Annotated in this window: 20 protein-coding genes; 14 read left to right on the top strand and 6 right to left on the bottom strand. The window is 53.8% G+C overall.

The window, feature by feature from the left end; genetic code table 11:
• Nucleotides 1–12: 12 nt before the first annotated feature.
• The 10 genes from deoA to FIV00_RS26730 all read left to right on the top strand — a co-directional run bounded on the left by deoA (nt 13) and on the right by FIV00_RS26730 (nt 11,090).
• Nucleotides 13–1,329, top strand: a complete 1,317-nt coding sequence (gene deoA, locus FIV00_RS26775) for a thymidine phosphorylase (RefSeq protein ID WP_152503571.1) — start codon at nt 13–15, stop codon at nt 1,327–1,329.
• An 84-nt stretch (nt 1,330–1,413) separates the two neighbouring features.
• Nucleotides 1,414–2,634, top strand: a complete 1,221-nt coding sequence (locus FIV00_RS26770; protein WP_152503570.1) for a phosphopentomutase — start codon at nt 1,414–1,416, stop codon at nt 2,632–2,634.
• 56 nt (nt 2,635–2,690) lie between these two features.
• The gene (locus tag FIV00_RS26765) at nt 2,691–3,695 is read left to right on the top strand and encodes an adenosine deaminase (RefSeq protein WP_152503569.1); all 1,005 of its coding nucleotides are present in this window, start codon (nt 2,691–2,693) and stop codon (nt 3,693–3,695) included.
• A gap of 57 nt (nt 3,696–3,752) precedes the next feature.
• Entirely contained in the window at nt 3,753–4,997 is a 1,245-nt protein-coding gene (locus FIV00_RS26760; RefSeq protein WP_152503568.1) for a DUF1688 family protein, read from the top strand.
• Between the two features lie 69 nt (nt 4,998–5,066).
• Nucleotides 5,067–5,696, top strand: coding sequence for a uracil phosphoribosyltransferase (gene upp / locus FIV00_RS26755; RefSeq protein ID WP_152503567.1), 630 nt, complete (start codon nt 5,067–5,069; stop codon nt 5,694–5,696).
• A 112-nt stretch (nt 5,697–5,808) separates the two neighbouring features.
• The gene (locus FIV00_RS26750; RefSeq protein WP_152503566.1) at nt 5,809–6,708 is read left to right on the top strand and encodes a ribokinase; all 900 of its coding nucleotides are present in this window, start codon (nt 5,809–5,811) and stop codon (nt 6,706–6,708) included.
• A gap of 80 nt (nt 6,709–6,788) precedes the next feature.
• Nucleotides 6,789–7,304 (top strand): TIGR02281 family clan AA aspartic protease, encoded by a 516-nt coding sequence (locus FIV00_RS26745; protein WP_152503565.1) that lies wholly within the window; start codon nt 6,789–6,791, stop codon nt 7,302–7,304.
• Between the two features lie 75 nt (nt 7,305–7,379).
• Nucleotides 7,380–8,879, top strand: coding sequence for a phosphomannomutase/phosphoglucomutase (locus FIV00_RS26740; protein ID WP_152503564.1), 1,500 nt, complete (start codon nt 7,380–7,382; stop codon nt 8,877–8,879).
• A 128-nt stretch (nt 8,880–9,007) separates the two neighbouring features.
• Nucleotides 9,008–10,006, top strand: a complete 999-nt coding sequence (locus FIV00_RS26735; protein ID WP_152503563.1) for an aldose epimerase family protein — start codon at nt 9,008–9,010, stop codon at nt 10,004–10,006.
• A gap of 55 nt (nt 10,007–10,061) precedes the next feature.
• Entirely contained in the window at nt 10,062–11,090 is a 1,029-nt protein-coding gene (locus FIV00_RS26730) for a histone deacetylase family protein (RefSeq protein ID WP_152503562.1), read from the top strand.
• A gap of 6 nt (nt 11,091–11,096) precedes the next feature.
• Here FIV00_RS26730 and FIV00_RS26725 read toward each other — a convergent pair whose 3' ends face one another.
• The gene (locus FIV00_RS26725) at nt 11,097–11,717 is read right to left on the bottom strand and encodes an HAD family phosphatase (RefSeq protein WP_152503561.1); all 621 of its coding nucleotides are present in this window, start codon (nt 11,715–11,717) and stop codon (nt 11,097–11,099) included.
• Between the two features lie 50 nt (nt 11,718–11,767).
• On the opposite strand from FIV00_RS26725, the gene FIV00_RS26720 reads away from it, so the two are divergent.
• Nucleotides 11,768–12,742: a phosphate/phosphite/phosphonate ABC transporter substrate-binding protein gene (locus FIV00_RS26720; protein ID WP_152503560.1), complete on the top strand. Its 975-nt coding sequence runs from the start codon at nt 11,768–11,770 to the stop codon at nt 12,740–12,742.
• Nucleotides 12,743–12,762: 20 nt separating this feature from the next.
• Here FIV00_RS26720 and FIV00_RS26715 read toward each other — a convergent pair whose 3' ends face one another.
• From FIV00_RS26715 to FIV00_RS26695, 5 genes are all read right to left on the bottom strand, one after another.
• Nucleotides 12,763–13,947 carry an acetate/propionate family kinase gene (locus FIV00_RS26715; protein WP_152503559.1) on the bottom strand — a complete coding sequence of 395 codons (1,185 nt, stop codon included), beginning with the start codon at nt 13,945–13,947 and terminating at the stop codon, nt 12,763–12,765.
• 2 nt (nt 13,948–13,949) lie between these two features.
• Nucleotides 13,950–15,362, bottom strand: coding sequence for a bifunctional enoyl-CoA hydratase/phosphate acetyltransferase (locus tag FIV00_RS26710; RefSeq protein WP_152503558.1), 1,413 nt, complete (start codon nt 15,360–15,362; stop codon nt 13,950–13,952).
• A 136-nt stretch (nt 15,363–15,498) separates the two neighbouring features.
• Nucleotides 15,499–15,981 carry a hypothetical protein gene (locus FIV00_RS26705; protein ID WP_209006723.1) on the bottom strand — a complete coding sequence of 161 codons (483 nt, stop codon included), beginning with the start codon at nt 15,979–15,981 and terminating at the stop codon, nt 15,499–15,501.
• A 112-nt stretch (nt 15,982–16,093) separates the two neighbouring features.
• Nucleotides 16,094–16,627, bottom strand: coding sequence for a TadE/TadG family type IV pilus assembly protein (locus tag FIV00_RS26700; RefSeq protein WP_173006176.1), 534 nt, complete (start codon nt 16,625–16,627; stop codon nt 16,094–16,096).
• Nucleotides 16,628–16,676: 49 nt separating this feature from the next.
• Nucleotides 16,677–17,141 (bottom strand): pilus assembly protein N-terminal domain-containing protein, encoded by a 465-nt coding sequence (locus FIV00_RS26695; RefSeq protein WP_152503555.1) that lies wholly within the window; start codon nt 17,139–17,141, stop codon nt 16,677–16,679.
• Nucleotides 17,142–17,661: 520 nt separating this feature from the next.
• Here FIV00_RS26695 and FIV00_RS26690 point away from each other — a divergent pair.
• The 3 genes from FIV00_RS26690 to cpaB all read left to right on the top strand — a co-directional run bounded on the left by FIV00_RS26690 (nt 17,662) and on the right by cpaB (nt 19,504).
• On the top strand, nt 17,662–17,847 hold the full coding sequence (locus FIV00_RS26690) for a Flp family type IVb pilin (RefSeq protein ID WP_152503554.1): 186 nt from the start codon (nt 17,662–17,664) through the stop codon (nt 17,845–17,847).
• A gap of 137 nt (nt 17,848–17,984) precedes the next feature.
• Nucleotides 17,985–18,491 carry a prepilin peptidase gene (locus FIV00_RS26685; RefSeq protein ID WP_152503553.1) on the top strand — a complete coding sequence of 169 codons (507 nt, stop codon included), beginning with the start codon at nt 17,985–17,987 and terminating at the stop codon, nt 18,489–18,491.
• Between the two features lie 242 nt (nt 18,492–18,733).
• Entirely contained in the window at nt 18,734–19,504 is a 771-nt protein-coding gene (gene cpaB, locus FIV00_RS26680; protein ID WP_152503552.1) for a Flp pilus assembly protein CpaB, read from the top strand.
• Nucleotides 19,505–19,520: the final 16 nt, after the last annotated feature.

The raw sequence follows: 19,520 nt of genomic DNA, 5'->3' as shown, positions 1-19,520 counted from the left end.
AAAGGACAAAAAATGCTGCCGCAAGAAATTATCCGGAAAAAGCGCGACGGGGGAACGCTCGACGCGGAGGAGATTGCATTCTTCGTCAAGGGGCTTGCTGACGGCTCGGTCACGGAAGGTCAGGTTTCAGCGCTTGCAATGGCGGTCTTTTTCAAGGGCCTAACCGTAGACGAGCGCGTGGCTTTGACCCTCGCGATGCGCGACAGCGGCGATGTCCTGGACTGGTCGGATGTCGAAGCGCCCGTTCTCGACAAACACTCAACAGGCGGTGTTGGTGACAATGTTTCACTGATGCTTGCACCGGCGCTCGCAGCCTGTGGTGCGGCTGTTCCGATGATTTCAGGCCGCGGTCTTGGTCACACTGGTGGCACGCTCGACAAGTTCGACAGCATTCCGGGCTATCAGACCCAACCGGACAATGTGCTTTTCAAGAAAGTGGTGAAGGAAGTCGGCTGCGCGATCATTGGCCAGACAGGAAACCTCGCACCCGCTGACAAGCGGTTCTATGCCATTCGTGATGTGACCGGCACCGTGGAGAGCGTGGATCTCATCACAGCCTCCATCTTGTCGAAAAAACTGGCGGCGGGTCTGCAAGGTCTGGTGCTCGACGTCAAATGGGGCACCGGTGCTTTCATGGCAAGCCTGGAAGAAGCGCGTGCGTTGGCTGAAAGTCTTGTTCTTGTTGCAAATGGCGCCGGACTGAAGACCACTGCGCTTCTCACTGATATGAACGAGCCCTTGGCATCTGCAGCCGGTAACGCAGTGGAGATGCAAAATGCTGTCGATTTTCTGAAAGGCACCGCTGTCGACAACCGGTTGTGGGACGTCACGGTGGCGCAGGGTGGAGAACTGCTCGCGTCCGGTCGCCTTGCAGCTTCAGCTGAAGATGGCGCGCGAATGATGCGCCAGGCCTTCGAAAGCGGCAGCGCGGCAGAGAAGTTCGGTCAGATGGTAAGTGCTCTCGGGGGACCGGCAGACTTTCTCGAAAAAACTGAACTTTATTTGCCGAAGGCGCCAGTGGTCGCCCCGGTCTATGCCCAGCATGACGGGGTTGTCACACAAGTGGATGCACGGGCTGTCGGCGTCTGCGTGGTGGCGCTTGGCGGTGGCCGTACGGCTGCCGCGGATGTCATCGATCACTCTGTTGGCCTCACCAGCTTGGCTGGTGTCGGAAATGCGGTCGATGCCGATGCGCCGCTTGCAATTGTGCATGCCAAGTCGGAAGCGGACGCGGAAACGGCGGCTGCTGCCCTGCGCGATGCCTATACGGTTGGATCTGCGGGCGACGTCGTCGATCGTGAGAGTGTCGTCGACCGCATCGCTCCTTAACAGACGACTGACGGTTGGCAAATGGTTGCCAGCCGCCCACCGGTCATCGAAGAACCGGCAACAACAACAACTGAGGAGATGCCCATGCCTCGTGCAATTCTGTGCGTATTGGACAGTTTCGGCATTGGCGGCGCAGCGGACGCCGAAGCTTTCGGCGATGCCGGATCCGACACATTGGGTCACATCGCTGAGCAGTGTGCGGCCGGAAAGGCAGACAAGGATGGTCTTCGCAGCGGTCCCTTGAACGTGCTCAATATGGATAGGCTCGGTCTGGGCGCCGCGGGAAGGCTGTCGACCGGCAAGGACGTTCCCGGTCTCAGTTTTTCAGGAGATCCCGAGGGGCTCTGGGGCTATGCGGCTGAAGTTTCAAACGGCAAGGACACACCATCCGGGCATTGGGAAATAGCCGGTGTTCCGGTCCGGTTCGACTGGGGCTATTTTCCTGAAACGGTGCCGACGTTTCCGCAAGAACTGATCGAGAAAATCAGCGAAAAAGCAGGTATGAACGGGATCCTCGGCAACAAACATGCGTCGGGTACCGTCATCATTGCCGAACTCGGTGAAGAGCATGTCAGAACCGGCAAGCCGATTTTCTACACCTCGGCAGATTCCGTAATCCAGATTGCCGCACATGAAGACCACTACGGTCTCGAAAGGCTTTATGAGCTTTGCGAGATCACGCGGGAATTCGCTGACCCTTATAATATTGGTCGTGTGATCGCTCGGCCATTTGTCGGTGATAGTGCCGACACATTCGAGCGCACTGCAAACAGGCGCGACTACTCGGTTCTGCCTCCAGAACCGACGCTGTTGGATCGGCTGACTTCGGCGGGTCGAACGGTCTATGGCATCGGCAAGATATCCGACATCTTTGCGCATCAGGGCGTTTCCAGGGTCTTGAAAGGTGCCGGAAACGACCAGCTCTTCGACAAAACGCTCGAAGCCATGGATATGGCACAGGATGGAGATCTTGTTTTTGCAAATTTCATAGACTTTGACTCGCTTTACGGTCATCGCCGTGATGTGCCCGGCTATGCTGCTGCGCTTGAGCATTTCGATCGTCGACTGCCTGAAATGGTGGCGGCCTTGCGCGAAGGCGATCTGCTGTTGCTGACCGCCGACCATGGCTGTGACCCGACATGGAAAGGTACCGATCACACGCGCGAAAACGTGCCTGTTATCGGAACCGGTCCGGGTGTTTCAGGGCGCAGCGTTGGCGGGCGCACGACTTATGCCGATATTGGCGAAAGCATAGCAGTTCATTTGGGTGTCGCCGCCGGTCCAAACGGTGCCAGTTTTCTGTAGTCTGTTTGCAGAAGTCAGTCGCGGAAGGCCCTGACCAACTTGAGGATCTGCCGGAAATGAATGTTTCAAGCCTTGTGCCGAAGGCGGAATTGCATTGTCACATCGAGGGAGCTGCGCCGCCGTCGCTGGTCAAGCGTCTTGCCGAAACGCATGGACATGACGTGTCCGAGGTGATCGACGGCAACGGGAAATACATGTGGTCGGATTTCACGACTTTTCTAAGGGCCTATGACGTTTCCAGCGGGGTCTTCAAGACACCGGCAGACTATGCTTTGCTTGCCGAAACCTACTTTCGGATGCTGGCTGCAGAAGGCGCGATCTACGGGGAAATATTCGTTTCGCCCGACCACGCACAGGCCGCTGGCCTTTCTTACCGTTCCTATATCGAAGGCCTGGCGACAGGCATGGAGAGAGCCAAGAACGAAACGGCGATTGAGGGGCGCATGATTGCCATTGGTGTTCGCCATTTCGGGGCGTCCTCCGTAGAGCGTGTCATCAAGGAAGTTATCGGCAACCCGCATCCATTGGTGACAGGTTTTGGATTGGCAGGAGACGAACGATCAGGTCATCCGGCCAATTTTGCCAAGGCTTTTCGAATGGCAGCCGAAGCCGGACTTGGAACCACTGCCCATGCCGGGGAATTTGGGGGACCTGAGAGCGTAACAGCCGCGTTGGAGTTCCTGCGTGTCAAACGGCTCGGACATGGGGTACGTGCGATTGAGGACAAGGATCTTGTCAAGCGTCTGATCGAGGAAGAAGTTGTCCTGGAAGTCTGCCCGGGTTCCAATACCGCACTTGGTGTCTATTCGCATCTGCGCTTTCACCCGGTAAACATCTTGCGCAAGGAAGGCGTCAAGATAACTCTGAATTCCGATGATCCTCCGTTCTTCGGCACAACGCTGGGCAAGGAGTATTCCTCGGTTTCCGAGACGTTTGACTGGACCTTTGAAGACCAGATGGAAATAACGCGCACAGCTCTTGAAGCAGCCTTCTGTGACGATGCAACCCGCAATCGGTTGCTTGTGCGCCTCGACAGCGCCAGAGAGCGACCCGTTGAATGAACCACAAGAGATTTTCGTGCCAAGAGGGTTTCACTTTAGATTGGTAAGTCTAAGTTCATGAGTGCCGAATTTTCCGCTCCGATCCTTTTCCAGCCACAGGAAGTGCGCCGCAGGGCTCACGCGTTTCTGGACATGGGGATCGCGGGTAAACTGAACCATGTTGGCCTGGATCTGACGAAGCTTGACGATGCACTCGGCCTGGTTCTTGAAACGACCAAAGAAATCTACCCTGATTTCCAAATACCGCCATACGGAATCTGGCGCGCCTTTGAAACAGGTGGCATCGACCGCTGGTCCGCGATGGCAAGTGCCAGGGAATTTGAAACTGCGCAGGAAATGCTTTTGGCTGCTGCCGATCTGGCCTTGCTCGCGTTGTTCATGAAAACGCGGCACCCGGGAAACTGGGTTTTTGAAGACCCTATGACCGGCTCGAAAGTGGCCGGAGGTGATGCGCTGGCACTCGCTGCCTTTCACATGTTCGCTTCCGGGTCATTTTCTGGTGAAATGACCGATCCCTACCGCGTCGACGCCGAAACGCTTGTTCGGCTTGACCTGAACGAACTGACTTCCGGCCTTCAGTGGGATCGGGATGCGGATCATGAGTTACTCGGTGCAATGCAGGCCCACCTCAAACGTTTTGGCGAGGCCATGGCGTTGAGGCCTGATCTGTTTTCGGAAGGCAAACTCACACGGCCAGGCGTTCTTGCGCTTCGTCTTGCAGGTGAAGCCGGTGCCGGCATCGATGCCAGCAAGCTGCTTGATAATTTGCTGGAGACATTCGCTCCGGTCTGGGACGGTGGCGCGAAGGCTGGTGACGTTGGCCTTGGCGACAGTTTCGATTACACCGGCAAGTCTGCCGGTTCAGAGACGACGACGGTTCCGTTTCATTTGTGCGCCCAGGAAATGGTCTATTCGCTGCTTGAACCTTTTGCCTGGGCAGGATTTGAGGTGACCGGCCTCGAAGACTTAACGCCGCCATCAGATCTCGCTCATGCCGCTTTGTTTGTTCAAACAGGCGTCCTGGCCATCAGTTCTGAAAACGATGAGGCGTTGCCGGAAGAGACGAAAACTGACCGCATGGTTGAACTGCGCGCAGTGAGCGCAGCCTTGGCCGACAAACTTGCAGACAGGCTGCGCAACGAACTTGATGTCAGTGCGGATCAAGTGCCTCTGACATGCATCCTGGAAGGCGGGACAAGCCGGGCCGGGCTTCGGATTTTGAGCCAGAATGCAAATCTTTTCAAAAAACTCGGGCAATACTTGAACCCCCGGACTGTTTTTTGGTTGCCGTTCGGGGCATAGGTCCTGAACATGCAGTGAAGTCACAAACAGACCGTGGGCGAACGGTCGTTAGTATCAAGAGAGGCAGACATGTCCGGAGCAAATGTCATCAGTCACCCGCTGGTTCAGCATAAGCTGACCATCATGCGCAACAAGGGGACATCCACCCAGGGTTTCCGGCGGTTACTTCGTGAAATCTCGACGCTGCTCTGCTACGAGGTCACCCGCGACCTGCCACTTATTCGCCAGACCATCGAAACACCGCTTGCCGAGATGCAAGCGCCGATGCTCGCCGGCAAGAAGCTGGTCTTTGCATCTGTCCTTCGGGCCGGCAATGGGCTTCTGGAAGGGATGCTTGAATTGGTTCCATCCGCACGCGTTGCTCATGTCGGGCTCTATCGTGATCCTGAAACACTGCAGCCGGTTGAATATTACTTCAAAGCCCCGGAAGACCTGAACGAGCGTTTGGTGATCGTTGTTGATCCGATGCTGGCAACAGCCAATTCGGCAATCGCCGCGGTTCAGAAGCTGAAGGAAAGAGGGGCAAACAACATTCGGTTCCTCTGCCTCCTGGCAGCTCCCGAAGGTGTTGCAAAGTTCAACGAGATGCACCCGGATGTGCCGATCTACACAGCGGCCATAGACGAGAAGCTCAATGAAAAAGGCTATATTGTCCCGGGTTTGGGAGACGCTGGCGACCGCATGTACGGTACGAAATAGATTTTGTATTCACGATGTGGCAGTTACGATTGCGCGGCAGGGTCCTGCCGCGCATTTTTCTTGCGCTTGGCGATGGGGCTTTTAACCTCTGGCTCAAACGGGGAGGCAATGAATGATCACGGTATTCGGATCCATTAATCTGGATCTGGTTGTTGCTGTGCCGCGCTTGCCGCGGGCCGGAGAGACTGTAAGCGGTCCAGATCATCAAATGTTCCCAGGTGGCAAAGGCGCAAACCAGGCGCTGGCTGCACGGCGCGCCGGATCGGCTGTGACGATGATCAGTGCCGTCGGACAAGATGCATTCGCGGATCTGGCGCTGCGCAATCTGCGCCAAGCCGATGTCGACCTGTCCGGCATCAGATCGCTTCCCGGAACGACTGGCATCGCTTTGATCGGCATCGATCCGGCGGGCGAAAACCAGATCATCGTTGCCAGCGGAACGAACGCGCGCGTTGATGCCGAATGGCTTTCAGAAGTGCTCATACCGAATGGCATCCTGCTGTTGCAGGGCGAAATCCCTTTCACCGAAAACGTCACCTCAATGCAAATGGCCAAAGCCGAAGGGTCTCGTGTGATCTGGAATCCGGCACCCGTTCCTGAAGGCAATCTGCGCGATGCCTTGGAAGCGACGGATGTATTGGTTGTGAATGAAAGTGAAGCAGCGCTGATCGCGGCCTCGTTAGGGCTAGCTGGCGAACCGGAGGCATTTCTAGCTCATTTCGCATCTGACGGACATGTTGCAGTTGTCACTCAAGGATCCCAGGGCATCGTGGCCGATGATGGCAATGGGCCGGTTCGGATTGGCGCTCCAAAGATAGAGGCTGTCGATACGACTGGGGCCGGCGATGCCTTCTGCGGTGCATTGGCGTCTGCGTTGGATCGCAACATTCCCTTTCCCCGTGCACTAAGGGAAGGGATCGCCGCCGGTGCGCTTGCCTGCACGGTAACGGGTGCTCAGACAAGTGCACCACACCATGAAGACATCATGCGTCTTGCCGATCAAATTCTCTGAAGCGGCTTTACAGCCCGCTAAGGAAACCGTGCTAATCAGGCTGACCGATTGTTGTGTCGAGTTCGGACTAAAGGTCAGCCATGGCGCGATTTGTGCTGATATTGCTGTTTTTCATCGGGATAACCCCGTTTTTGCCCAATCTGCTGCAGAAGTTTGCACCTCAGCTTGCGGCGGGTAACATCCAGTCTGCGAAAACGGCTGACATTGATGAAGCGCCCAGAGGCGATCGCAAACACCGTATCTCTGCCAACTATCAGGGCCAGTTCGTCGACTTGTTCAAGGTGAATGGACAGACGGTAGAAATGTTGGTGGACACCGGCGCAACACATACCGTGTTGCCTGAATCGGTTGCCCGAGACGTTGGTATTTTCCCGAAGGCAGCGGACTACAAATACGCTATTCGTACAGCCAATGGCACGGTTTATGGTGCCATGGCGGTCATCGATGGGATGCGGATCGGAAGCATTCGATTGAAAAACCTGGATGCCCTGGTCTTGAAAGACCAAAGTCTTGGTCAACCCCTGCTGGGAATGTCTGCTCTCAATCAATTGGACCGGTTTGACATATCAAACGGGACACTAGTACTGGTTCAGTAGTCAATTGAAGCTTTTGAGTTTAATCCAATCCGTTCGGCCGAGTGGCCCCGAAACAAGTTCATTTGCGAGGTATTGATGTTCCCGAAACCTGTGGCAAGCCTGACGCCGAACACGCTCGAATACGAATCCTTGCCGATGGTCAAGCCGACGGGATTCCGGGAGTACGATGCCCGTTGGCTCTTCGAAGAAGAAATCAATCTGATGGGCATGCAGGCGCTTGGCATGGGTATCGGAACCCTGATCCATGAGCGGGGCGTGCGACCGGATATTGCCGTTGGACATGATTTTCGCGGCTATTCCGCTTCCATCAAGATGGCCGTGATCAATGGGTTGCTGGCGGCTGGCGTCAACGTACATGATATCGGGCTGGCTTTGTCGCCTATGGCCTATTTTTCGCAGTTCGCATTGGATGTTCCTGCTGTTGCGATGATCACGGCATCCCACAATGACAACGGATGGACCGGTGTCAAAATGGGGATCGAAAGGCCTTTGACATTTGGTCCTGATGAAATGAGTCGCCTCAGGGAAATCGTCCTGGGTGCCGCGTTCGATCTGAAAGGTGGCGGCAGCTACCGGTTCGTCGACGGTTTCCCGGAACTCTATGCCAAAGACCTGACGGACAGGCCCAGACTGAAACGCCCGATCAAGGTGGTTGCAGCTTGCGGCAACGGTACCGCCGGAGCTTTCGCTCCAAAGATCCTTGAGGCACTTGGGGCAGAAGTCATTCCGTTGGATGCGGAACTGGATCATACGTTTCCGCGATACAATCCGAACCCGGAAGATATGCAGATGCTTCATGCATTACGGGACAAAGTTTTGGAAGTTGGCGCAGAGGTTGGACTGGGTTTCGATGGGGATGGCGACCGTTGTGGCGTCGTCGACAATGAAGGCGAAGAAATCTTCGCCGACAAGGTTGGCGTCATGCTGGCGCGTGACATTTCCGCCCTGCATCCGAACAGCCAGTTTGTGGTCGATGTGAAATCGACCGGGCTTTACCATACTGACCCCGTCCTTCAGGCCAATGGTGCAAAGACCGACTACTACAAAACCGGTCATTCCTATATCAAACGTCGCGTCAGGGATTTGAACGCAGTCGTTGGATTTGAAAAGTCTGGGCACTACTTTTTCAATCAGCCGATTGGACGCGGTTATGACGATGGTCTCGTGTCCGCTATCGCAATTCTCGACATGCTGGACCGCAATCCGAACAAGACAATGGCCGACCTGCGGCGCGATTTGCCCAAGACCTGGGGCTCGCCGACCATGTCTCCGAAATGTGCCGATGAAATCAAATACGATGTTATCGAACGTGTCGTGTCGAGATTTCAGGACATGAAGGAACAGGGCGAAACCGTTGCGGGACAGGCGATAACCGACCTGATTACGGTCAATGGTGTGCGTGTAGTCAGCGAGGACGGAACCTGGGGACTGGTTCGTGCCTCTTCGAACAAGCCCGAACTGGTTGTCGTGGTCGAAAGTCCCGTTTCTGAAGATCGTCTGCACGCCATGTTCAAGGCCGTCGACGGCATCCTGCGTGAGAACCCCGAAGTCGGCGACTACAACCAGACGATTTGAGACCGATAGTTGAGATTTGCCTACGAGAGTTTCGGTGAAGACTTGAGCTTGAGGGCAGGAGCAACGAAAGATCCTGTCGGCTTGCGGCGCTCGGAAAACGGACCTGAGATGGGTCTACGGAGAATTGCATGATCAATGAATTCGGGTTTCTTCCGGACGGAACTGCTGTTCAGGAGATCACCCTTAAGAAAGGTGTCTTGGAGGCTTCGATCCTGACACTTGGCGCGGTTATCCGGGACTTGAAAGTGGATGGACAATCAGTTGTGCTCGGTTTTGATGACCTGCAAAGCTATCTGGATCATTCGCCTTATTTCGGGGTAATTGCCGGGCGATGCGCCAATCGCATCGCCGGTGGAAAAATGAGCATTGACGGAAACGAATACCAGTTGGACTGCAATGATGGAGGCCGCAATCATCTTCACGGCGGCTCAGATGGGTTTTCAAACCGCATCTGGCAGATCGAGCAAAGCGACAAGGCCAGTGTGCTCTTGAAGTTGGTTTCTGAAGACGGTGAAATGGGATATCCAGGCCGCGTTGAAGCACTCGTTCGATATACGCTTACCGGTTCTGGAGCATTGCGCGTCAAGATTACGGCAACAACCGACAAAACCACCCCGGTCAACCTCACACAGCACGCATATTTTAATCTGGAGGGCAGTGAGACTATCCTGGGTCACACGCTTGAAATTGCGGCAGAAAGCTATTTGCCGGTAGACGAGCATTTGATCCCGACAGGGGAAGTCAGGAATGTTGCCTGGACAGCGTTTGATTTTCAGGATGGCCGTAAACTGAAACGAAAATCCGGTGAAGAGGACGTTTTTTACGACCACAATTTCTGTTTGGCGGACGCGCCGCGCGACCAGGTCGCCTTTGCGGCAGCACTTGAAGACAGCGCAGGTGACAAGCGCATGGAAGTTTGGACCACGGAGCCCGGACTTCAGTTATACGATGCCGGCAAACTGACTGTTGCTGTTCCCGGGTTGGACGGAAAACACTACGGCCCACATGCCGGACTGTGCCTGGAAGCGCAGCGCTGGCCCGACAGCGTCAACAGGTCAAACTTCACAAGTGTTCTGTTGCGGCCGACTGAGACTTATAGTCATGTGACGGAATTCCGTTTTTCGTGAGATCGGATACACTAGGATCTGCGGGTGAGGCCAAGGCGGGACTGGGGAGAAGTATTTGAAGACCGTTTTTTCAGACACCCAGCTTGCCCACGCGCCGAAGCAGGAGATTTCAGACGGCGAATTGAAACCCGCTGTCGAAATTCCGAGCCGGGCTGAAATAGTCCTGGAAACCGTCAAAAGTCGAAAAGTCGGTGAGATTGTTTCACCGGATGATTTTCCGATCAGGCCGCTCCATAGAGTGCATGCACCGGACTATGTCGGCTTTTTGGAAGACTTCTGGGGTAAGTGGCTGGCGGCAGGCCGCTCCAACGAAGCTTTCCCGTTTGTGTGGCCGATCAGAAGTCTGCGGCAGGACATTGATGTGAACCACATTGATGGATTGCTCGGTCGATATTCAATGGACGCGGGCACTCCGCTTGGTGAAAACACTTTCAAGGCGGCGCGCGCCTCTGCCGATACCGCGCTGACGGCTGCAAAATTCCTTCTGGATGGAGAACAATCCGCATTCGCACTGTGCCGGCCGCCGGGACACCACGCCGGTTTTGATTTTTTCGGAGGATATTGCTTCCTCAACAATGCGGCCATCGCAGCACAGTATCTGCGCGACTACGGATTGCATCGCATCGCCATTCTGGATGTCGATTACCATCATGGAAATGGAACCCAGGCTCTTTTCTACGACCGGCCTGACATCCTGTTTTTGTCCATTCACGCTGATCCGAAGGATGAATATCCTTATTTCCTGGGTTATGCCGACGAGACGGGAGAACACGCGGGCACAGGTTTCACGCGCAACTGGCCGCTTCCGCTTGGTACGGATTGGGATAGCTATACTCCTGCACTCGAAGAGGCCTGCCGCTGGCTTCTGGTTTACAAGCCGGATGCGATGGTCGTGTCGCTTGGCATGGATTGTTATGAGAACGACCCGATTTCCGGTTTCCGCTTCAAGAGTGAGGACTTCAGTCGTCTCGGCGAACGACTGAAGAAAGTCGGCGTGCCAACCTTGTTCGTCATGGAAGGTGGCTATGCCGTCGACGCACTGGGCACCAACTGTGTCAATGTGCTTGAAGGATTTGCCGGCTAAGGAAGCTTAGTTAGTGAGCAAACCGCGATTCTTGAGGTCCTGCCGCAAAGCGTCCGCCTCTTTAAAATGATGCGCTTGCATCCCGACATTGCGGGCAGCCTCAACATTGGCCGCTGAATCGTCGATGAACAGGCATGTGCCGGGTTCAAGTCCATTTCGCGTAAACAGGACCTGATAGATCCTGGGGTCCGGTTTGATCAAACGCTCTTCTGCAGACACCACAGTGTCGACAAAGCTGGTCTTGAGAAACGGGAATCGTACCAGGCACTCTGCGAATTTTTCGTTCGAAAAATTGGTGACTGCAAAAAGCGGGGTGTTCTTTTCTTGGAGCTCCTGGAGGATTTGGCGTGTCCCGGAAACTTCACCGGGGATCATCTCGTGCCATTGATCTGAATACGCCGCAATCAGATCTGCTTTGTCGGGATGAAGTGCGCTGAGCGTATCAACGGCGTCTGCCCAGGAGCGTCCAAGATCCTGTTCTAGGTTCCAGTTCATATTGCAAACGTTTTGGAGAAAATCTGCTCTTTCCACTTCGTCCGGAATGAGACGACGATAAAGATGTTCAGGATTCCATTCGATCAGGACATTTCCTATATCGAACACCACGGTCGTGATAACGTCATTCATGGGCCGCTCCGGTCAATGTTTTCAGGGTGCAAGATAGGTGAGATAGGAATTTGCGTTTTCTCCCAAAAGCTTATGTCGGAATTGCGACGTGGACAGGAAACGCCGCCGGGTTGATTGCACTTATTTTCCTTGTGTTTGTGTTTGCCGGTTCAACACTTGCTCAGGAAAGCGTTGACTTGCCGGATCGTCTTCGACTTGGTGTTGTGGTGGCCGGGGATGAGAACGCCAGGGATAGAGTTGAGCCGTTTCGGCTGGCGCTTGAAGGTATTGCCGATCTGCCGGTTGACCTCTTTTTGATGGATACAATGGGTGACGCCGTAGAAGCTATAGCTGAAGGGCGAATTGACTACGCACGCCTGTCACCCTCCGCCTATGCGGCAGCATACAGGCTTTGCAGCTGCATTGAACCTCTCGTTACCGCTGGTCCGGATGACTTTCCAGCGCGTTTTTATGCCATCCTTGTCGGCAAAAGTGGTACCGAGAAAATATCGCTTGCGGACCTGAAAGACGTCCGTCTGGCTGTTGGTGGCAAGAACAGTTCAACGGGCTATCGCGTTCCCTTGGCGAACTTGGCGGCAGACGGTATCGACGTGAGGGCACATTTCAGCACGCTGGTGGAAGTTCAGGATCCCGTCGACGGTATTCGCGCGTTGCTGGATGGACGGGTACAGGCGGCACTCGCCTGGTCGACCCTGGCTGGAGAGGCAAAAAACGGCTACACGGCCGGAACGCTCAACGACTACTACGTGAGCGGCGGGCGCGGATTTAAGGATCTGGAGATTGTTTGGCGTTCGCCCCCCATTCCCTATTCCGCTCATAGTCTGGGAAAAGATCTGCCGGATGTGTTGAAACGCCGTTTGAGAGCTGGGTTGATGGATATGCGACGCGAGGACCCCGGCGCTTATCTTGCGATTGAACCCGACTTGCCAGGTGGCTTTGAGCCGGTTGTACATGCTGACTATCGCCCGGTGGTCCGCACTTACGAAGACGCCTTTGCAAGCGTGTTAGAACCGTCTGGCCGATAGATAATCGAGTATTTTGAGAGTCAACTTGTTAGAGTGCCGCCGATTAAGAGTGTTTCCGTGTGTCGACGGATCATTTCTTCTTCATTGGTTGGAATGACCAGTACCTTGATCTGAGAAGTGGCGGCGGAAATGTCTTCTTCCCGCGCTTCGTTTCGAGCCTCATCAATCAACATGCCGAGCCAATCCTGCTCTGCACACACACGCTTCCGGATGAGCGCTGCGTTTTCGCCGATTCCGCCCGTGAATACGAGCGTGTCCAGACCGTTCAGGACTGCTGCCATGGCACCAAGTTCACGCCGAATGCGAAACACGAAATAGTCGATTGCCTCGGCGGCGCTCGGATCGGTGCTTTCGCTTAACCTGCGCATGTCCTGGCTGATGCCGGACAGGCCCTTGAGACCGGAGTTCTTGTAGAGCAGATCTGAGACTGCGTCAGCGCTCATGCCTTTGGTGGTCAAAAGATAAAGGACGACGCCCGGGTCGAGTTGGCCGCATCGCGTGCCCATCGGCAACCCGTCCAGTGCCGTAAAGCCCATTGTCGATCCGATGCTTTGGCCATCACGGATGGCACACATGGACGCGCCATTTCCCAAGTGGGCGACAACAACCCTGCCTCGGAAAACGTCTGGACGTGTCTCCTTCAAATGACTGCAGATGAACTCATAGGAAAGCCCATGAAACCCGTATCGACGGACACCTTCGTCATAAAGAGATCTGGGAAGAGCGAATGTATCGTTGACCCACGGATGCTTGCGGTGGAAGGCAGTATCGAAACATGCAGTTTGCAAAGCGCCTGGAAATGCCGCGCGCGCGGCTTCCACACCGGCAAGGTTGTGAGGTTGATGCAGCGGCGCCAAGGGTTCGAGCGCCTTGAGATCCTGAAGAACTGTGTCGGTTATCTTCAAGGGTCTGGTGTGAGAAACGCCGCCATGGACAACCCGGTGACCAACGGCGTCAACCGGACGACCACCAAGCTCTCGTTCAAGAATGGGTAGGAGGGCAGCCAGCGCCGTCTTGTGGCTTCTTCCTTCGTCGTCTTGAAGGTCGCGGTCAATTGTCAGACCGGAGGCATGAGATACCAGCGCAAGATGAGGCTCGGCACCCAACCCCGAGATCTGTCCTTTGAGTTGCTCGCTCGCACCAGAGTAGAGCGAAAACTTGAGTGAAGAGGAACCGGAATTCAGGACGAGGATAACCGGGACCACGATCACTCTTCCTCGCGATCGAGCATTCCGGCTGGAACGCCGTTCTTCTGCCAATGCACATAAAGCATTGCCAACGCGCAGGATGCGAGGCGGGCACGACCGTCATCCGCGCGACTGGTCAGCATGACCGGAACCTTTGCCCCTATGACAAGGCCAGCGGCTTCTGCGTGGGCGATGAATGTGAGCTCCTTGGCCAGCATGTTACCGGATTCCAGATTAGGCACGATCAGGACTTCTGCGTGTCCGGCGACCAGCGAGGTGATACCCTTTGTCCGCGCCGCCTGGACATCGATTGCGTTGTCCATTGCGAGAGGACCATCCACAACGGCCCCGCTGATTTGGCCTCGCTCGGCCATCTTTGAAAGAACCGCGGCATCAAGGCTGGAAGGGATGGCGGGGTTGACGGTTTCGATTGCGGACAAAATGCCGACACGGGGCGTGTCCAAACCGAGTGACCGCGCCGCATCAATCGCGTTTTGTGTAATGTCGACTTTGGTGTTGAGGTCTGGCGAAATATTGATCGCCGCGTCCGAAATCAGCACCGGCGTTTTGCGTCCTGGAATATCCATGACAAAAACGTGGCTGATCCGACGCTTGGTTCTGAGACCTCCATCTCGTTTGACCACATGTTTCAGCAAGTGATCGGTATGAAGGTGGCCTTTCATGACCGCCTTGACCCGCCCTTCATGAACCATTTCTACCGCGCGTCCGGCGGCTTCCGACTCGTCTTCGATATCAATCAGCTCAAATTGGCTGATATCTTCATTCAGTTCGTTTGCTGCGGTTTCAATCCGGTCTCTTGCACCGATCAAGACAGGATCGATCAACCCCTCCCTTGCAGCAAGGAGAGCACCTTCCAGCGAGTTCGGATCATCGGGCGCCGCGACTGCGGTCGGCAAGGCTGGCAGGGTTTTGGCCAACTCAATCATCCGATTGAAATGGCGATGTCGTTGGACAAGAAGCGCAGGAATGTCGCTGGCATCGAATTCAATTGTTTCCGTCGGGGCGCGGACTTCGGAAATACCCTCAACAAGTCTGACGCCGTCTTCGCGGGTGACGGACATGTCAAAGAGAACGATATTGTCATGCCGTTTCTCGGTGGCAGTCACTTTGACGGTCAGTTTGTCACCGACAGCCGCACGACCCAGGAAACGGAAGGACTGGGCCTTATAGACGCTGCCTGGGCCGGGCAGAATGTTGCCAAGTACGGCAGACGCGAGGCCGCCAACCCACATGGCTGGGGCCATCGGTTTGTCGATCTTGCCGTCTCCGGTCCAATCGGTATCGGGCAAATGAATTGGATTGCGATTTCCCGAGGCGTGGGCAAAAACCAGGAGATCGTTGGATGAACACTCCCGGACAATCTCGGCCGTATCACCAATCTCGATCTGTTCATACGTCTTGTTTGTCGCCATCGACTAATGTTCCCGAGTTCAAATTGCGTATTGCAACGCAACATCCTGCGGGAGAGTAGCGGGATTGTATGACGAAACAAGTGGGATGAGTAAATTGCCGTTGCTGCTGCTCAAAGCAAGCTGATACTGCCTGTTGTCAACAATCGGAACAGGCAACGGTGTTGGTCAGACGCGGCCGTAGATAATAGGTGTCGCCTAGGTCTATGGCAGAGTCACGGTCAAAGACCTCGGTGAAGATTCCGGCAAAGGTCGGTGTATAAGTTAGGCTCACTTGTCCAACGACTATGGATGTGTTCGCGACAGAGACGGTGCCCGGAAGTGTTACAGGGGGCACAGCTCCTGGTGCCCATGGTTCGCCGCCTGACTTGTTTAAACTCCAGTCAACGGAGGCATCGCCGTCTTCGTCAAAGGTAACACTCGCTAGCACAATATCCAGAGTATCAGCGGGGTAGGGGGTCAAGATCTTTTCGCCTAGATCCATAATGCCCTGAAGATCGTTCTTGTCGACAGTCTGTGCTTGGGCGACAAGGTCGGTAACGGAGTTTGCGATACGACTGACTTTGCGGTCCTGATTCAGAGCACCCGTAGCTTCCTCCATGCCGATAAGAATTAGCAGCATCAGAGGAAGTATCAATGCGAACTCTACAGCTGAAACAGCCCGGGTGTCTGACTGCAACCGTCTCGAGATGGGCGCAATATTTAACAATGAGGCGAGCTTGTAAAAGTGTCTGCTATTCCCAGGGTTCATTGCGAAATACCAGTGTTGATGTGAGATGACGTTCGGTGCCGTGATCAGCCAGATTGAGAGACAGCAGCGACGTAATCATGGGCCAGCGGTACACGACATTCACCACAACGATCTCACCAGAATTGTTGGCTTCAGAGGTGTAGCTAGAATCTTCGACGAGGTCGCCATCGGCATCGTACATATCGTTCGTTGAACCTGCGGCTGAAAAGCTGTCGATTTGGTCGACAACGACGACGATACGTTCTGTGTTGCACAGAAATGCTGGTAGGGAGTTGCAGATTTCACCCTCGAAATCGTCGGCGCCGAAACCCGATGTTTGCGCTTGACCGGTTCTGATCATTCTCGACGCTTCGATGACCGCATTGTCCAGCATTCGGTTCACCATGTGAATGAGACCGACTTCAACAATTCCGAACAGGATCAGAAAAAACGGAATTGCGACGAGACCGAATTCGATTGCCGTCGCACCGCTTTCGTCTTTGCGGATAGAAAAGAAACGTCGCCGAAATCGTGACATCGTATTTCCTTTTCTCAAACGCATGTCATTATGACCCCGCAATCAACGCTCAAAAACCGCCACTGGCCGCTTGAACAGCAAGCTCGTTGCGGGCCGTAGCTTGTTCGGCGGTCTCCTTGAAGGCGTCGTTGTTGTCCCCGAGACGAAGCGTTGGTTCGCAGGTCGGGCTGCAGGACAGCGTCATGCGAGACGACTTTTTGTATACCGAAACGACACCTTCTTCAGATGCACGAACCGTGATGATCTCATCAACGATCGGCTTGTTATTCGCGTCCAGAATGACAAGGTTCGTTGTGCCGTAGCTCTTGCCGGTAATAACGACAGTGTTTTGGTCAAACATTGAGACATCGGCAATAAATGGATTTCCGACGATAACCGCAGAGGCACCATCATCGATCCGAAACACCTTTGCACGGTCGACGGTGACCATGACTGGCCCATCTTGAGCGATTGCGACGCCTGCTTGAAACACAAGTGTAAACACACTCGTCCATTTGATCAGCTTCTTAAACATGCCTATGGGTACTCCATATCGGGCTTTTCTCGCGATATTATGCGGCAAACGTGGTGAACGATCTGCTAACGGCGCTCGAATTGCAGAATTGCTTGCGAGTTTCGCATGCAAAAAAAGAAGAACAGATCACGGTCGATTTCGAGTTGGACAGCAATCACTTCCGTTGCCCAGGTTTAATGAATTGACTCGTCGGATAATTATTTGATTCATTTTGAGTTGGTATCCCATAAAATGAAGGTGACGTCGTTCCGGCTGATGCATTGTAAGTAAAATTTGAAATATGCGAACCAAAAATACGAAATATTTTGAATATTAAATGATTCATATTTCAGATTAACTGTTTTTTATCTATACTCATTATTAACTATAGATGTATTTGTGGCGACTTTCACAAAGATAGATGTCAAATTTAACTGGTTGGAAAGCTCTCTGTCCTAGTTTGAGCTCATGTCCGATCGGACTGACAAAAGATCCGACGGGCTTTTGAAGCTGTCAATTAGTGGTACTTGGAGCAAACACAATGAAATCTCTTATCAACCGTTTCGTAAAAGACGAATCTGGCGCAACTGCAATCGAATACGGCCTGATCGCTGGCCTGCTGTCCATCATCATTCTTGCTGCGGTGACTGCGACAGGCACGTCGTTGTCTGCTATCTTCACGTCCATCTCGACGACCCTGAAGAAGGCCGACACCGCAATCGACTAATCGGCAAATTTTGAAGTCGATGTTTTCATCTAGAAATGGGCGGTTCACCGCCCATTTTTTGTATCTAGTCTCTTTGCGCGATTTTAACGAATTTCGGTAAGTATTAGTTCAACTAGGGTTTGAAGAACGAGTTCGTAATGATTCAGGCTGCCGTACTTGTCATCTTTCCAATGCTGGTTGCATATGGTGGTGTTTCGGACTTGTTGACAATGACAATTCGAAATCGGGTCACAGTTCTCTTAATTTCTGGCTTTTGCCTTTTGGCTCTGGCAGTTGGGTTGCCGTTACAGGCTTGGGGACTGCACGCCCTTGGTCTTGCCGTCGTTTTTGTCCCCTGCTTCGTGTTTTTTGCTTTCAATTGGATGGGTGGCGGTGATGTGAAATTCATTAGTGCAATTTCACTTTGGATCGGATTTACACCTGAATTGGCGGCATTTGCGATACTTGTAGCGATTTACGGAATGGTTTTAACCATTGGATTGTTGCTGATGAGACAAAAGTTGATCGTGCCAATCATTTTAATCCAGCAAGACTGGTTTGCGCGTTTGCACGACCGAAATAGTGGCATTCCCTATGGAATCGCCATTGCGATTGCCGGTCTTCAAGTCTATCCACATACAGCTTGGTTTCAGCTTATTAGCTGACGAATCCAGAGCATTTAGATACGCTCTTCCTTTCTCAAAAACGATTTTTATATTTTCGCAAGGTAAAACCGTGCGTGGTTTTCTAGCGTGAAAGTGCAAAATGCACTCTTTTAGTAACACATTCAGTAAAGTTAACGAAAATTAACCAAAAACATCCAGATCTGGTTAACCATGTTTTGACCAATTCACCCGCACACTACGCAAGGTAGCGCAAACGCGCAGCGAACTATTGGGTATTGGTCATGAAACTGGCACGCATATTTGTATTGGCGATCGCAGTGGTTGCCGGCTTCATCGCGTTCCGCTTGGTAATGTCATCCGGCGGTAACGATAGAGAGCCGCAAGTCGTTCAAGAGCCGGTTTCAGAAGAGAATTCCAAGGTTCTGGTAGCGGCAAAGGACATTAGCCTTGGCGGAAAGCTAACGGAAGAAGATCTTTCGTGGGCCGATTGGCCAGAAGACACGGTTCCACTTGGGGCCGTGACCGAAAAATCGAATCCTTCCGCTGATACCGAGTATCAAGGCCGAATCGCGCGAGTGCCGATTTTTGCCGGGGAACCTGTTCGCCCTGAGCGATTGATCAATACGGATAAAGGTTTCATGGCAGCGATCCTCCCGAAAGGAAAGAGAGCAATCGCTGTCAGTGTGGAAGCTGAAACCACCGCAGGCGGGTTCATTTTACCCGGTGACAAAGTAGACGTCATTTTGACGCGGTCATCGGATTCGGGTGGTGCTCTGAGCGAGACAATCCTGGAGAACATCAGGGTTCTGGCGATCGACAGCACAACAGCTGGCGAACAAGAGCAGAAGAATCTTTCACCAAAGAAGACAGCAACTCTTGAACTAACCCTGGCTGAGTCGGAAATCATAACTCAGTCTCAGCAGGTCGGGACGCTCGACCTAGCGTTACGCAGCGCCCAAGATTCGGCGGATGACGCGGAAGCGGACAATTCCCGACGTCGCGGTGTCAGCTACGTAAAATACGGCGTAACGAGCCAGGCAGGTGCGCAATGAGACCCGGTCACAACAG

The organism is Labrenzia sp. THAF82 (assembly GCF_009363435.1).
Classification (GTDB): Bacteria; Pseudomonadota; Alphaproteobacteria; order Rhizobiales; family Stappiaceae; genus Roseibium; species Roseibium porphyridii.
The sequence above is the reverse complement of the archived record's forward strand: the minus strand, read 5'-3'. Positions and strand labels throughout refer to the sequence as shown.